The organism is Altererythrobacter sp. H2, assembly GCF_035319885.1.
Classification (GTDB): Bacteria; Pseudomonadota; Alphaproteobacteria; order Sphingomonadales; family Sphingomonadaceae; genus 34-65-8.
Window position 1 is genome coordinate 402,253 of sequence record NZ_CP141285.1, and the last position, 14,346, is coordinate 416,598.

Consider the following 14,346-nt stretch of genomic DNA (forward strand, 5'->3'; position numbering starts at 1 on the left):
TAGGCACCATTCGCAAAATCCCCCGGGTTCTGTCACAGAACCCGGGGGAAGGTGCGTTGCCAGTCTGGCTGCTCCACCACTTCAGTGGTGCCGGCAGCCCGTTTCCCGATCAGAACCGGACACGCAGGCCTGCGCGAGCACCATAGGCTTCGAATTCGCTGCCCTTGGCGCCGTTGGCTTCGATGAAGCCGCTCACGCCATCTGCCGAGCCAACGTTCACGCCAATCACGGCTTCGCCATAGTCGCCGATCGCGCGGTTATCGATCCGCACGGTCTGGCCGTTGTTGGTAAAGTCGATGCTGTCATCGCCCTTGAATTCATGCACGTAGTTGCCACCCGCATAGAGCACCACGTTACCCACCGATTGGGTGGGGAAGCTGGCCCCGATGCGTGCGCCCAGCTTTCCGCGAAGGCCATCATCATCAAGAAATGCGATGGTCGAGTTCTGGACGACCAGGTCATCGAGGTTGGACCGGACGTAAGCGATTGTGCCCACCGGTTCGGCATAAAAGCTGTCCGACCCCAGGCGGAACCCGATCTCCGCCTGTGCGCCGTAGGCATCGCCCTTCAGGTCAGCCGCATACTGGCCAGTCTGGCTCCTGGAGTCAGCCTTGTAGAAGTCGTACTTCGCGAGCGCGTTGGCAAACAGGCCGCCGGCGTTGAAACTGGCGTAGAGACCCGCATTGAACGCATCGAACGAAACACGGTCACTCACCGCGTTGAAGTTCATCCGGGAGTTCAGATAGCCGCCCGTTACGCCGAAGGCGAAATTGCCGGATTCACCGGCAGCGCCGCCAAAGTCAAAGCCCAGCTGCCCGCCGAAATAATCCTGCTCATAGCCCAGGTCATAAGTCCGGTTCAAGTTGTTGACTGTCGCAACGTTGTCGCGCTCCTCAAGCGAGCCGTACATCTGTGCCCAGAGCCGTCCGCCCGAATCACCCGCGCCATTTGCCCATACACCATCGCGCAGTTCGCGCATGTGGGCCGACCAGGCGTCCGCTGACGTGTGCCAGAGGTTGCGTGATCCTTCGACGAACGAGGCCGCGCGGTACACCGCAGCCCCTGGCGCACCCACCAGTGCGAAGCTGTTGTTGGCCGGATTGAACACCAGGCCTGTTTCGATCAGGCCGAAGTTCTGATTTCCGTCCGCCAGCACGAAGGCGCCGCTTTGGGTTCCGGCTCCGCCCTGGACCAGCACCACCCCTGAATTGAGGACGGCTGGGCCATTGTAGGAGACCAGCAAATCGGTCGAGCCGGTCGCTGCTCCGCCGATGATCAGACGATCGGCACGGCCTTCCCCCGCAAGGCTGACATCAAGTCCAAGCTGACTTGCGCCGGTTCCTGTAAACGTACCGGGCAGGGTGAGCGTGTCCCCCGTCACGCCGTTGCGCAGATCGATAATCCCGCCGGCGTTGTTGAAGGCCTCAAGGCCTGCGAAGGTTGCCGTTGCCGCACTGGTTGTTCCCGAACGCAGGCGCACCGTCCCGGCATTGTTGAACACGTCGGTTCCGGCCCCGAAATCGGGATTCGGGCCAATCACGAAGGTGCCGCTGTTGTTAACCGCTTCGGCGCCAGCCGTGAACCGAAGGTCGCTGGTCAGCGTGCCGCTGTTGTTTACCGTCAGCGGCCCGCCGAATGCAGCAACAGCAAAGCCGTTGGGGTTTTCCTGGATCACCCCCGCGTTGTTCAGCGTGCTGCCGTTGGCGGACGTCAGGACGATGCCGTCTCCATCGGTGGCTGTGACATTACCGTTGGCGCCCACTGTGACCGTAGCGGTGTCTCCGCCAGTCACCACCACCGCGTCGGCGCCTGCACCTGTGGCCTGAACGCGGCCGCGAAGAGTAGCCGCCGCATCCCGGGTTGCGGTAACCAGCACTGCGTTAACACCTGCGCCGGATGCCGACACATTGTTAACGGTGGCCTGCGCATTGCCGCCTGTTGCTTCGGCCGTAACGGTGGCGGAGTCAGCGCCGTTGAAACCCGTTCCGCTGGTCGACGCCGTGCCGGTCACAACTGCCGCAGCGTTGGCACCGCTGGCGAAAACAGCGGCTCGCCCGGTTTCAGCGTTTGCCGAGAGTGCAGCGACAGTGCTGACGTTATTGGCGCTGACAGACGCGTCGCCGGTGTCCGAAGTCGCGAAGATCCCGCCGCCGCCGCTTCCGCTGGCGACAACCGAGCCGGTTGTGGTCACACGCACATCGCCGGTGTCGGAGCTTGCCGTGATCGCGGTTGAACCGGGCCCCGAGACGGAAACGTTTGTGCCCACGACGGTAACATCTCCGCCGGTGGAGATAGCAGACAGCCCGTCCGACCCCTCGCCCGTCGTCGTCAGGTTGGCGAACCGCACGTCCGTGTTGGTACCTGCGGCCCGAATGGCGGTGGAGAAATCGCCGTCAGTGCGCACATTGCCGGCTCTCAGGACAACGTCGCCATCGCTCGATTGCGCATCAATCGCGTTTGACAAGGCACCCGCCGTTGAAACGTTGCCCGATCCTGTCAGAGTCACGTCACCCAGAGCGCGGGCGAAGATCCCGGGTGCGTTGTCGCCGGTTACAGTGACGGTCCCTCCAGCATCAATCAGCACATTGCCCTGATCGGCACGGGCAAGGACGCCAGCCGAGGCCGGAGCCGAGGCGGTGACGGCTACGTCATCGACCGAGACCTCAACATCGCCAAACTGGCTGACAGCCAGAACACCGACCGCCTCCGTCCCGGAAACGGAGACCGGAGCGCTGGCATCGATTCGCACATCGCCGCTTCCGAGCGCGAGGAGGCCGGTGGCGACGCCCGCGCTGTTCACGCTGACAGACCCGTTTGTTGAAATCGTCGAGATTGAACTGCCACCAAGGTCATCCTCGAGCAGCGCGATGCCAAACGATGCACTGGCCGGATTGGTGTTTTCAATCGTGATCGCGCCACTGTTGCTAATGGTATTGCTGACGTTTGCGCCTGCGCTCTGCCCAAACAGGCCAAGGGCGGTGGTCTGCGAAGAAGCTACATCGATATCGCCGCTATTGATGATCGTCACGTCGCCGGCAGTCGAAACGGCAGCAATCCCGGCCGCGATGTCCTGGGGGCTGGGCCCGGAAAGGGTAATGTCGCCCCGGTTCGTAATCGACGCTTCGCCGTCCGAGGCAGCGAGAATGCCGATCCTTGAAGCGCTGATCGTGGCGCCGTTATCGACAGTGGCGGTACCGCCCGGCAGGGCTGAGATCACCGAGATGCCGTCCTGGAAACTGGCAAGAGAGGCGCCATCGGCCACATTGACAACCGCAGCTGCGCCCGGTGCGGCGGCAAGCAGCTGGACCGCATCACCTACGCTGGCGTCGACCACCACATCGTCTTCGACCTCGATCGTCAGATCATCGGCAGTCGCGTAGCGAATGCCGGTGCTGTAGGGGTTGCTCTCGTCGGTGCAGGTGACCGTTCCGCCGGAGGGCAGGCCACATTCATTCTGCGCGTATGCAGCTGAGGGCAGAGCAAGAATAGATAAACTGACCGCACCGATGGCCGAACCTGCCCGCAGCGATGTGAGGCTCAGTGTAGAATTACGTAGACGCTGATTAAGCGTTTTCCCCAATGGTGTTTCACCTAACGCTGAATTCTGGCGGTCTGTGACTTTATAAGTCGGGTTAGCTGATCTCATCGGACGATCCTCTTCAACTGGCAGGTGTTTGCAGGGCCCCCGGTTACTTTCGGGTGCCCGCCTACAACAAGGAGGGCCGTCCATCGTTCCCTTGCAGCAACAGAGCGCCGGGAATTAATTTAATCCAGAGGAGCGGAGCAGATCGCACTGCTCGGGATGATCGTGGCTTTCATCGACAGAATGCCGGTCGGGGCGCAGGATGCTGCGCCTCGCGGAGGCGTGGCATGCGGGTCTGGGGCGGACCGATGGCAATGGCCGGAAAAGCGACAGAGCCGCGCTCTTCAGCGATGCTGTTTCAGGCCTAACCGTCTGACTTATTCGGGAAAGAAGTGGTGCCGCTTACGTGACTCGAACACGTGACCCCATCATTACGAATGATGTGCTCTACCAACTGAGCTAAAGCGGCGCTCCGGGTGTCGTGCACCCTGAAATGTGGAGGCCCGAGCCGGAATCGAACCGGCGTGCAAGGATTTGCAGTCCTCTGCGTAACCACTCCGCCATCGGGCCTCGCCTGCCCCGGCGGGGAGGCAGGAAGCGGCCCCCTAGCGGCTCGCCCGCGCCAAGGCAATCCGCTTTGCTCCGCGATGCTATCGGATGACGCAATTTGGGGATGGCGGGGGCGGGGCAATTGGCTATGGCCCGCGGCCATGTCTGTCGCCGAACTCCTTGCCCCGCTCGATGGCCGTGCCGGCCCGATCCACCTGCCCGCAGCCCAGGAATGGATGCAGGGGCGCACTCTTTATGGCGGCGCCTCGGCATTGCTCGCCTACACCGCTGTCATCCGCGCCTTTCCGGACCTGCCGCCGCTTCGCGCGGCACAAGTCGCGTTTGTGGGCCCGGTGGGGGACACGGTAACGGTGCGGACCGAAATTGTCCGGGCCGGGCGCAACGTCGTGCAGGTCCGCAGCGAACTGCTGTGCGACGGCGCGGTGGCGCTCAGTGCGTTCTGGCTGTTCGGCACGGCGCGCGATCCCAATGCGCTCCATGCGCCTGTCGCACTTGCCCCCTGGCCCGACTTGCCGGACCAATCGCTTGGCAGCGACAAGGGGCCAGCTTTCATCGTCAACAACTTCGAACTGCGCCGGGCGCAAGCAGAACGCGGCTCCGGTGCCCCGACGGTGCGGCGCTGGTTGCGGCTGAAGCAGCCGACCGGGCTCGACCCCGTTTCCGACCTGGTCCTGCTCGGGGATACGCTGCCGCCCGGCGCGATGCGGGCTATGCAGCGGCTTGGCCCGATCAGTTCGATCAACTGGTCGTTCAATATCCTTGATCCGGAGCCGCGCACGCAAGATGGCTGGTGGCTGGGCGAAACCGCCAGCGAATGGGCCGACCACGGCTATTCAAGCGAGCGCCTCCGGCTGTGGAGCGCGGACGGGCGGCAGGTGCTTGCGGGAATGCAGTCCGTGGCGGTGTTCGGGTAGAGCCACCTGCGCCACGCCGGGCGCTGCATCACACCTCCTGAAAAGCCGGTTTGCGCCGCTCCATCTCGGCCATCACCGCTTCTACCTGGTTCTTGGAGCGGATGATGCCGTGCTGTTCGCGGCTTTCCTCCATCAGCAGGGTATCCGTGTCCGCCTCGGGCATCTTGGCCGCGAGCCGCTTGGCCGCACGGATGGCGTGCGGGTTCTTGCCTGTAATCAGGCGCGCGATTGCCATGGCCCGGTCGAGCGGGTTGTCCTCGACATGGGTCGCCAGGCCCAGGGCCTGCGCCTCGGCGCCGGAAAATTCGCGGTTGGTGTAGACCAGTTCGCGCAGGACATCATCGCGCACCAGCCCGCGCCACAGGGCGTAGCCGCCCATATCGGGCACGAGGCCCCATTTCAGTTCCATGATCGCCATTCGCGTGTCGGGCGCGACCACCCGGATGTCGGCCCCGCTGGCAATCTGCAGGCCGCCGCCAAAGCACACTCCGTGCACGGCAGCGATCACCGGCACGGGCAGCTTGCGCCATTGCATGGCTACCTGCTGCGCCCGGTTGGCGTTGCCGTGCGTGCGAACGGTCAGGTCAGGCTCGTCCGGGTCGGGGTTGCGGGCGAAATTGGACAGATCGAGCCCGGCGCAGAACGCCTTGCCTTCCCCCGACAGGACCACTGCCCGCAGCCCCTTGCGGTCATGCAGCGCATGGCCAGCCTCGATGATCCGCTCGAACATCTGCGGGTCGAGGGCGTTCATCTTGTCGGCGCGGGTCAGGCGGACGTGGGCAAGCCCGTCTTCAAGGAAATCGATCGCCACGCGTTCATTGGGGGCAAGGTCCATGCTGGTTATCCGGGTTGTGATTCCTGTCGTTCACCGTTGCCGATCAGGAGATAACTGTCCAGCGCTTCGCTGGCTGCCGTGGCGGGCAGGACAGGTATCGCTTCGGCATCGAGCCGGTATCCGCCGCCCGGATCTGTCACCACCAGGCCGGTTATTCCATGCGCGGCAAGCTTGCGCCGCAAGCGGAAGATGTGGACTTCGAGCGTATTGGTCTCCGGCTCATGCCGCAGGCGCCAGACATCGCGCAGCAGGACGGTGCGGCTGAGGCTCGTGCGTGGTGATTCTGCCAGCCGCCAGAGCAGGCCGAACTCGCGGGGATGGAGGCGCAGCCAGCGATCCTGCAGCCAGGCATCGCGGTGATAAAGGTCAAGCAGGAGCGGCCCTGCGCTGAGCTGGCGCGGGATCAGGCCGGCCGGAGTGTTCACAGATAGCCGCCGCCAGCCATGCTGAAACACCGTCCACGGGCAAAGATGAGATGATCGATCAGCTCGACTTCCAGCGCGGCGCCGAGATCGCGCAGCAGCGCGGTTGATCGAATGTCAGCCGCGCTCGGGCGGCAATTGCCGGAGGGGTGGTTGTGCGCCAGCAGCAGCCCTCCTGCTCCAAGAGCGAGGGCGCGTTCGAACAGGGGCCGCACCCGGCCGACCAGCCCGCCGGTCGCGCCATCCGAGAAAACCTCGTCGAACAGGTAATGGCGCCACTGGTCGCAGTAGATCACCCGAAGCGATTCGCGTCGCGAAAAGGCAAGGCAGGAATGCAGGTAGGCCAGCAGCGCCGGATCGCAGCTGTCGATCCGATATCCGTGGCGGCCGGACGCAGTGCTGCGGCAAGGGTGGCTCCAGGCGGATCGGACTGGCTTGACGGATTCGACCACAGCCATGGCACGGTCAGGCCGTTAGGGCCGCGTGCCGCCAGTCGCGATAGGGGCCGTGCCGACGTTGGCGCTGGACATGGGCCCCTATCCCGCAGGCCAGTATGACCAGCTGCAGGTACGACGGCGCGACTACCAGTATGCTGTAGGCAATCGGCGTGATCTGGGTGAACGAATCGCGCGCGATATGGGCGTTGACGGCAATCAGCTGGCAGGCGGCCAGACCCATCGGATAGAGCCGGTTGGCCCGCAACGCGATCGGCACGATTGCGGCAAGGACGGCGATATCCAGGGCAAAGTGCCAGCCGTCCACGGTTTCAAGCTCGATCGCGGGCGTTACGAGAAGGTGATAGAGCCGGTCAGCCACGAACATCCCCACGAAGGCCCAGGCGCAGGCCTTCTCGGGCCCGCCTCCTCTCCGCCACGCCCAGACGGCCAGTATTGCAAACAGGGCCATCTGGATCACGAAGCGATAGGGGAAGGCGAGGATGTCCATCGCGATCAGGCGTGCTCTGGAACGCCGCTTGCGGGCGCGGCTTGCGGGCGGGCCTGATCGGGCAGGCTGCCCTCCAGCGGCGTGATGATCTGTTCGTCGGGGCCGCAGACGATCCGGGCGACGTCGTTCAGATCCCCGTGCACCCGGAAGATGTTGCTGGACATGGACACGGCCTGGCTTTCGGCCTGGACCAGCCGCATGATCGCGCGCTGGCCGATATCGACCGGCACGTCGGGGTTCTGGCGGGCGAGCAGCATGGCTTGCTTGAGGCGGGCGAGGGCGATCATCGCCTCATCCGACACGGCCTCTGCCTCCCGGATCAGTTTGCGAAGGGTGAGGGCGTCTGCCCCGATCTTGTCCGACATGGTCACATCCCGCTTCTGCGCCAGCTGCGCCCGCTCGATGGCGCGCCGCTATGGAGCTTCGGGGACGACGACTTCAGTCCCTGCGAGCGCCTCGCTCACGGTGAGTGCTGCCGTCATCACCAGCAGGACTACGGCAACGATGCCGACGGTCAGGCCAGTGATGACGGCGAGGCGAAAGAGGACAGCGTTCTCGCCGTTGAGCACCCCGGGGACTACCCGGGGCTCGTGCTGGACAGACCATGGCGCCTCGATCGCAAGTGGCGCCACATCTGCCAGCACGAATTCCCCGGGTGCGACCCGGTCTTCTGGTTGCGGCAGATCTGCAGGCTCCGGCAGGTGAGAATTTCTGTATGCAGGTTTTCTGGAGGGCTGTGCGCCGGTGCTTCGCGCGCGCTCCACCAGTTCGCCCAGCGATTCCACGGCGTAAATATCCTTGAGCGCCCGGATGTGCTGGTTGACCCGGCTTTCCGATACCCCGAGTTCGGCAGCGATTACCTTGATCGGCACGCGCCGGTCGAGCCGTTCGAGGACGGCGCGCTGTTTTTCCGTCAGCCGGGGGCTCTGGCTGGCAGGCATGGGCGGTCTCCTGTTGCCGCCGCAGGGTAAGTCACTCGGTAACTTTACGCAAACCTTGCGGCACCGGCGCCCCGGCGGGGCTCAGGCCGCGCCGGCATTGATCCCCAGCGAGGCGAAATAGCGCCGGATGTTGCGCGCCGCCTGGCGCAGCCGCTGCTCGTTCTCGACCATGGCAATCCGGACATAGCCCTCGCCATCCTCGCCGTAGCCGACCCCCGGGGCCACCGCGACATCGGCATGGACCAGCAACTGCTTGGAGAACTCGAGGCTGCCCATTTCCCTGAGGGCAGGGGGCAAGGGGGCCCAGGCGAACATGCTGGCCGGCGGCGGCGGAATGTCCCATCCGGCCCGCCCGAACGCCTCGACCATCACGTCGCGCCGCTTGTGATAGAGCTGCCGGTTCTGCTCGACAATGTCTTGCGGGCCGTTGAGCGCGGCGCAGGCAGCCGCCTGAATCGGCGTGAAGGCCCCGTAATCGAGGTAGCTTTTCACCCGGGTCATGGCCGCGATCAGCGCCTGATTGCCGACGGCAAAACCCATCCGCCAGCCTGCCATGGAATAGGTCTTCGACATCGACGTGAATTCGACCGCCACGTCTTTCGCGCCCTTGACCTGCATGATCGACGGCGTCGGGTTCCCGTCGAAATAGAGTTCGGAGTAGGCCAGGTCCGACAGGATCCAGACCTTGTTCTCGCGCGCCCAGGCCACCAGCCGTTCGTAGAAGGCAAGGTCCACTGTTTCCGCCGTGGGGTTGGACGGGTAGTTGACCACCAGCAGGCTGGGGCGCGGCACGGTGAAGGCCATGGCCCGCTCCAGGCTGCGGAAGTAGTTTTCGTCGGGCGTGGTCGGCACGCTGCGGATCGTGGCCCCGGCGATGATGAAGCCGAAGGTGTGGATCGGATAGCTCGGGTTGGGCGCCAACACGACGTCGCCCGGTGCGGTGATCGCAGTGGCAAGACTGGCCAGACCCTCCTTCGAGCCCATGGTGACCACCACCTCACGCTCGGGGTCGAGCTCCACGCCAAAGCGGCGGGCGTAGTAGTTGGCCTGAGCGCGGCGCAGGCCGGGAATGCCCTTGGACTGCGAATAGCCGTGGGCATCGGGCTTGGCCGCCACTTCGCATAGCTTGTCGATCACGTGCTGGGGCGGGGGCTGGTCAGGATTGCCCATGCCGAGGTCGATGATATCCCGCCCGGACTGGCGGGCCGCGTGGCGCATCGTGTTCACCTCGGCGATCACGTACGGCGGCAGGCGCTTCATGCGGTAGAATTCGGTATCCATCGACTTTTCTCGGATTCAGGTCTTGGTTGCGGTATCTCGGGTGCAGCGACGCTTCAGGAGCCGCTGCACGGCGCGCTACCGCACGATGCATACGAATCCTAGGAGAATAGCGGTCGCAGAGGAAAGCGATTTTCGCTATTGCCCCATGGCATTGCCGCTTGGTGCAGGACTTGGGAGCTTCGCAGATGGCCGGACGTCAGGACCCCTTCGGTGCCCTGTTTGACATGCAGGGCGAAGCCATGCGGGAAATGTTTGCCGGTGTCGGACTGACAGGCCCGGACGCCGGCGCCGCAGCGTCCGGGCAAGACGGGCAGGGTGATCAATCCGCGTGGCTGGGCGTGGCGGGGCAGCTCCAGTCGATGTGGCTGTCGTTCCTTGCGGAAAAGGGGATGGATGGCACCGGCGTGCCCAATCCGCTCGATCCGGCGCAGTTCCTGCTGATGACTCAGGGCTGGGCCAAGGCTGCACCTTTCCAGCCGGAAGCCATGCAGCAGCTCGTGCAGGACGGGATGGATCTGTGGCAGGGTGTGCTCGGCTCCATGCTGGGCAAGAGTGAACCGGCCGCCAGTCTGCCGCGCAAGGATCGCCGCTTCGCTGACCCGGCCTGGACCGGGCACCCCGCATACACCCTGCTGCATCAGACTTACCTGATGGTGGCTGATTATCTGGTCAAGGCGGCCAGAGATGTCGACGGCGTGCCGGACGAGGGCAAGGCGCAGCTGCGGTTTGCCACTCAGGCGCTGGTCGATGCCATGAGCCCGGACAATTTCCTTGCCACCAATCCCGTGGTGCTCAAGCGCACGATCGAGACCGGCGGGCAGAACCTGGTCAAGGGGCTGGGCCACCTGATCAACGATCTCAGGCGCGGGCAACTGACCCACACCGATGCCGAAGCGTTTACGCTGGGCGAAAACCTGGCTGCCACGCCGGGCAAGGTGGTGCACGAGACGCGGCTCTTCCAGCTTATCCAGTACACACCCACCACCGACAAGGTTCTGGCGACCCCGCTGGTGATCTTCCCGCCGTGGATCAACCGGTTCTACATTCTCGACCTGACGCCCAAGAAGAGCTTCATCAAGTGGGCGGTCGATCAGGGTGTGAGCGTGTTCGTGGTCAGCTGGAAATCGGCCGATGCGAGCCTGGCTGACGTGGAATGGGATGATTACATCCGGGCCCAGATCGAAACGATCGACTTTGTCCGCGCCCGGCTCGACGTGCCCGCAGTCCACGCAATCGGCTATTGCGTGGCAGGCACGACGCTGGCGGCAACCCTGGCTATTCTGGCGCGGCGGGGCGAGGCGGAGAAAGTCCGCTCGGCCACGTTCTTCACCGCCCAGGTCGATTTCGAGCGGGCGGGCGAGCTGCTCAATTTCATCGACGACAAGCAGATGGAGCTGATCGGCTCGCTCTCGCCGGACGGCTATCTCGACGGGCGGTTCCTGGCAGCGACCTTCAATTCCTTGCGCGGCAAGGACCTGATCTGGAACTATGTCGTCAACAACTACCTGCTGGGGGAGGATTATCCGGCGTTCGACCTGCTTCACTGGAACGGGGATGTCACCAACCTGCCCGCGCGCTGGCATCTGGCCTACCTGCGCGATCTCTACCGCGACAACAAGCTGGTCAAGCCTGATGCCATGAGCGCGGATGGCACGCCGATCGACCTCGGGCTGGTCGAGACGCCGAGCTATGTCCAGGCTGGCAAGGAAGACCATATTGCGCCCGCTGAAAGCGTGTGGCGGATTACCGAGCATTTCAGTGGCGACGTCACGTTCCTGCTGGCCGGGTCAGGCCACATCGCGGGTGTGGTCAACCCGCCCGCAGCGGGCAAGTACCAGTACTGGACCGGCGACAGCAAAGCCGGGTCGCTCAAGGAATTCGTGGCGGGCGCGACCGAGCATCCGGGCAGCTGGTGGCCCAATTGGCTTGCCTGGCTGTGCAACCTGGACGGGACAACCGTGGCTGCCAAGGGCAAGCGGGTGCCGGGCGGCAAGGGTGACAGCGTGATCGAGGATGCGCCTGGGCGCTACGTCAAGACCCGGTAATTCTGAGGCAATCCGGATTATTGTGCACTGCACAAAAAACCCTTGACTTGGGCTTGCGAACGACTATTTTGTGCACTGCAACATAAAGGGCTTCGGCCCGCAGAGCACAGGATACCCGCACGATGGCCACCAAGCCCGAAAGCAAGATCGATGCAGCTGCCGAAAAGGCCTATGCCGAAGCGGCTGCCAAGAAGGCTGACACCGCGCCTGCTGCTGCAGACGTGACTCCTGCTGCTTCCGCCGCGCCGGTCGTGGCAGAGAAGGCTGCGGCCGCTCCGAAGGCCGAGGCCAAGGTTGCCGTCGCCAAGAAGGCGGCACCGAAAAAGGTCGCGGCCCGTAAGGCCGCCGTCAAGCAGCCCGCGCCCAAGAAGGCCCCTGCCCGGGTCGCCGCCAAGATCGCAACTCCCAAGACCACTGCGCCCAAGCGCCCGGTCGCGGCCGTCAAGGCCACTGAACTGAAGGACACCATCATGACCAAAGCCAAGACTACCGCCGCTGACTACACCGCCCAGGTCAAGGAAGGCCTCGCCACCGCCCAGGAACGCGCCAAGGCCGCCTACGAGAAGAGCACCGTGCTGGCCGCCGAAATGGGCGAGTTCAGCAAGGGCAACCTCGAAGCCGTCGTCGAATCGGGCAAAATCCTCGCTTCGGGCGTTCAGACCATGGCCAAGACTCAGTTCGAAGACGCCAAGGCAGCAGTCGAAGTGCTGACCGCCGACGTCAAGGAAATGACTGCCGTCAAGTCGCCGACCGACTTCGTCCAACTCCAGGGCAAGATCGCCAGCCGCAACTTCGACGCTGCCGTGGCGCAGCTGTCGAAGACCACGGAAGCCTGGGTCAAGCTCGCCAACGACACTTTCGCGCCGATTTCGAGCCGCGCTGCGGTGGCGATGGAAAAGGTCCGCAAGGCGGCCTGATCCTCGCAAGAGTTCAGCGAACCCGGGCGTCTCTCCTCTCCCTTGCCCGGGTTCAGCCTAACGGGCCGGATTGCCTTTCGGGGCAGTCCGGCCTTTTCTTTCGCACCAGGCATCTTGCGGTCGCCTGCTTGCTTACGATATTGGCCCTGCCATGATCCGAACCCCGAACCTCGCCGACACAGCCGCCGCGCCCGTCCGCGCCGCCGACGAACGTGACGGAGAGGTGCCTGGAGACGGGCAGACCGGCGTTGCCACCAAGGCCAAGGCCAAGTCGAAAAAGCCCAGCCAGTACAAAGTGCTGATGCTGAATGACGATTACACCCCGATGGAGTTCGTGGTGCTGGTGCTCAAGCGTTTCTTCCGGATGGATCTGGAACAGGCAACCCGGGTCATGCTGCACGTGCACCAGCGCGGCGTCGGCGTGTGCGGCATCTTCCCTTATGAAGTGGCCGAAACCAAGGTGAACCAGGTGATGGATTTCGCCCGCCAGAACCAGCATCCGCTCCAGTGCACGCTGGAAAAGGCCTGATCGCCCTTCGCTGGTCAGGCGGATTCGCCGGGCCACACCGTTCGAAAACCATGACAGGGCATGACCGGGCCGATTTTTCGCGCTAGGGCAGGCGCTTCAGCAAAGGACTGGCCGGGCCCCGCGTGTTCGAATTCATTCCCAAGATAGACCGCTACATCTTCCGCCTCGTGCTTTTGCCGATGCTCGGCGTGTTCGCGCTGGCCGCCTCCTTGCTGACACTCGACAAGATGCTGCGTCTGTTCGACTTCGTCGCCGTCGAAGGCGGCCCGATCGGCGTGGTGTTCAAAATGCTCGGCGCGCTGGTGCCCGAATATGCCAGCCTGGCGATCCCGCTCGGCCTGCTGCTCGGCATCCTGCTCGCCTTCCGCAAGCTCGCCACCAGCAGCGAGCTGGACGTGTTGCGGGCGGTGGGGCTGGGATACGGCCGACTGCTTCGGGTGCCCTATGCAATCACGGCCGTGCTGATGCTGGTCAATGTGGCGCTGGTGTTCTTCGTCCAGCCGGTCAGCCGCTACTATTACGAGCAGCTCGATTACGAGCTTCGGTCCGGCGCCTTGGGAGCGTCGATCAAGGTGGGTGAATTCACCACCCTGAAGGACCGGATGGCGCTGCGGATCGATGCGAGCGAGGATGATGGCCGCCGCCTGCAGGGCATCTTCGCCCGCGTTGCCAACAGCAAGGGGCAGGTGCTGTCCATCTCCGCGCGCGAGGGCAGCTTCCTGGCGACCTCGGACAGCCCGGACACGATCATCCTGCGCCTCACCGAAGGTACCATCGTGCAGGATACCGGGGGCGAGGGCACAACGCCCCGGGTGCTCAGCTTCAGCCGGCACGACCTGCCAATAGACTTGCCGCGGATCGAGGAATTCCGCGCCCGGGGCGATGTCGAACGCGAATATATCCTGCCCGAACTCCTGCGGGTGGGCTGGAGCGCGGAGGTCACGCCTGACAAGCGCGCGGCGAGCCAGGCCAGCTTCAATTTCCGGCTGGTGGAAGTGGTGATGATGGCGCTGATGCCACTGCTGGCAGTGGCGCTGGCGATCCCGCCCAAGCGGTCGAGCAGTGCGCTCGGAGTGTTCGTCTCGATCGTGATGGTCGTCTCCTATCACAAGGTGAACCAGTATGCGGAGGATGTCGCCGCGCTCGGGCGGGTCGATCCGGTGATCGCCTTGTGGGTGCCGATGCTGCTGTTCGCGGCCCTCATCGTGTGGATGTACTACCGCGTTGCTCATGTGCCCGGCGGGCAGGCCATCGGCGCGCTCGAGGTGTGGTTCGCCAAGCTGGGCAAGCGGCTCAAGACGCTGTTCCGGCGCAGGGCTCGCGCTGGCTCTCGCCTGGCTCCGGCGGAATAAGGCGCACCACGG

General features: G+C 64.2%; 13 protein-coding genes and 2 tRNA genes. 5 read left to right on the forward strand and 10 right to left on the reverse strand.

The annotated features are described in order from the left end of the window. Positions 1 to 109: 109 nt before the first annotated feature. From U4960_RS02015 to U4960_RS02025, 3 genes are all read right to left on the reverse strand, one after another. Positions 110 to 3,580 carry an autotransporter domain-containing protein gene (locus U4960_RS02015; protein ID WP_324261948.1) on the reverse strand — a complete coding sequence of 1,157 codons (3,471 nt, stop codon included), beginning with the start codon at positions 3,578 to 3,580 and terminating at the stop codon, positions 110 to 112. Between the two features lie 396 nt (positions 3,581 to 3,976). Next, positions 3,977 to 4,052, reverse strand: a tRNA-Thr gene (locus U4960_RS02020). 27 nt (positions 4,053 to 4,079) lie between these two features. Then, positions 4,080 to 4,153 (reverse strand) — tRNA-Cys (locus tag U4960_RS02025). 140 nt (positions 4,154 to 4,293) lie between these two features. Here U4960_RS02025 and U4960_RS02030 point away from each other — a divergent pair. Beyond that, on the forward strand, positions 4,294 to 5,067 hold the full coding sequence (locus tag U4960_RS02030) for an acyl-CoA thioesterase (protein ID WP_324261949.1): 774 nt from the start codon (positions 4,294 to 4,296) through the stop codon (positions 5,065 to 5,067). A gap of 28 nt (positions 5,068 to 5,095) precedes the next feature. Here the strand turns inward: U4960_RS02030 and U4960_RS02035 are convergent, their stop codons facing one another. The 7 genes from U4960_RS02035 to U4960_RS02065 form a co-directional block, all read right to left on the reverse strand. Further along, positions 5,096 to 5,902 (reverse strand): crotonase/enoyl-CoA hydratase family protein, encoded by an 807-nt coding sequence (locus U4960_RS02035; protein WP_324261950.1) that lies wholly within the window; start codon positions 5,900 to 5,902, stop codon positions 5,096 to 5,098. A 5-nt stretch (positions 5,903 to 5,907) separates the two neighbouring features. After that, positions 5,908 to 6,327: a winged helix-turn-helix domain-containing protein gene (locus U4960_RS02040; RefSeq protein ID WP_324261951.1), complete on the reverse strand. Its 420-nt coding sequence runs from the start codon at positions 6,325 to 6,327 to the stop codon at positions 5,908 to 5,910. Beyond that, positions 6,324 to 6,782, reverse strand: a complete 459-nt coding sequence (locus tag U4960_RS02045; protein ID WP_324261952.1) for a JAB domain-containing protein — start codon at positions 6,780 to 6,782, stop codon at positions 6,324 to 6,326. Before U4960_RS02045 ends, U4960_RS02040 begins: the two co-directional genes overlap by 4 nt. Before the next feature lie 7 nt (positions 6,783 to 6,789). Continuing rightward, entirely contained in the window at positions 6,790 to 7,269 is a 480-nt protein-coding gene (locus U4960_RS02050) for a hypothetical protein (RefSeq protein WP_324261953.1), read from the reverse strand. Between the two features lie 5 nt (positions 7,270 to 7,274). Further along, positions 7,275 to 7,634, reverse strand: coding sequence for a hypothetical protein (locus tag U4960_RS02055; RefSeq protein WP_324261954.1), 360 nt, complete (start codon positions 7,632 to 7,634; stop codon positions 7,275 to 7,277). Between the two features lie 48 nt (positions 7,635 to 7,682). Beyond that, on the reverse strand, positions 7,683 to 8,210 hold the full coding sequence (locus U4960_RS02060; protein WP_324261955.1) for a helix-turn-helix transcriptional regulator: 528 nt from the start codon (positions 8,208 to 8,210) through the stop codon (positions 7,683 to 7,685). A gap of 81 nt (positions 8,211 to 8,291) precedes the next feature. Continuing rightward, entirely contained in the window at positions 8,292 to 9,491 is a 1,200-nt protein-coding gene (locus tag U4960_RS02065; protein ID WP_324261956.1) for an LL-diaminopimelate aminotransferase, read from the reverse strand. Between the two features lie 185 nt (positions 9,492 to 9,676). Here U4960_RS02065 and U4960_RS02070 point away from each other — a divergent pair, with 185 nt between their 5' ends. The 4 genes from U4960_RS02070 to U4960_RS02085 all read left to right on the forward strand — a co-directional run bounded on the left by U4960_RS02070 (position 9,677) and on the right by U4960_RS02085 (position 14,334). Next, positions 9,677 to 11,536: a PHA/PHB synthase family protein gene (locus U4960_RS02070; RefSeq protein ID WP_324261957.1), complete on the forward strand. Its 1,860-nt coding sequence runs from the start codon at positions 9,677 to 9,679 to the stop codon at positions 11,534 to 11,536. 122 nt (positions 11,537 to 11,658) lie between these two features. Then, positions 11,659 to 12,453, forward strand: coding sequence for a phasin family protein (locus U4960_RS02075; protein WP_324261958.1), 795 nt, complete (start codon positions 11,659 to 11,661; stop codon positions 12,451 to 12,453). Positions 12,454 to 12,604: 151 nt separating this feature from the next. Then, positions 12,605 to 12,982 (forward strand): ATP-dependent Clp protease adapter ClpS, encoded by a 378-nt coding sequence (gene clpS / locus U4960_RS02080; protein ID WP_324261959.1) that lies wholly within the window; start codon positions 12,605 to 12,607, stop codon positions 12,980 to 12,982. 122 nt (positions 12,983 to 13,104) lie between these two features. Next, a complete protein-coding gene (locus U4960_RS02085; RefSeq protein WP_324261960.1) occupies positions 13,105 to 14,334 on the forward strand; it encodes an LptF/LptG family permease in 1,230 nt (409 codons plus the stop codon). Positions 14,335 to 14,346: the final 12 nt, after the last annotated feature.

Coding starts and splice junctions, on each gene's coding strand:
- U4960_RS02030 (WP_324261949.1), top strand. CDS start 4,294: ATGTCTGTCGCCGAACTCCTTGCCCCGCTCGATGGCCGTGCCGGCCCG.
- U4960_RS02035 (WP_324261950.1), bottom strand. CDS start 5,902: ATGGACCTTGCCCCCAATGAACGCGTGGCGATCGATTTCCTTGAAGAC.
- U4960_RS02045 (WP_324261952.1), bottom strand. CDS start 6,782: ATGGCTGTGGTCGAATCCGTCAAGCCAGTCCGATCCGCCTGGAGCCAC.
- U4960_RS02050 (WP_324261953.1), bottom strand. CDS start 7,269: ATGGACATCCTCGCCTTCCCCTATCGCTTCGTGATCCAGATGGCCCTG.
- U4960_RS02055 (WP_324261954.1), bottom strand. CDS start 7,634: ATGTCGGACAAGATCGGGGCAGACGCCCTCACCCTTCGCAAACTGATC.
- U4960_RS02060 (WP_324261955.1), bottom strand. CDS start 8,210: ATGCCTGCCAGCCAGAGCCCCCGGCTGACGGAAAAACAGCGCGCCGTC.
- U4960_RS02065 (WP_324261956.1), bottom strand. CDS start 9,491: ATGGATACCGAATTCTACCGCATGAAGCGCCTGCCGCCGTACGTGATC.
- U4960_RS02070 (WP_324261957.1), top strand. CDS start 9,677: ATGGCCGGACGTCAGGACCCCTTCGGTGCCCTGTTTGACATGCAGGGC.
- U4960_RS02075 (WP_324261958.1), top strand. CDS start 11,659: ATGGCCACCAAGCCCGAAAGCAAGATCGATGCAGCTGCCGAAAAGGCC.
- clpS (WP_324261959.1), top strand. CDS start 12,605: ATGATCCGAACCCCGAACCTCGCCGACACAGCCGCCGCGCCCGTCCGC.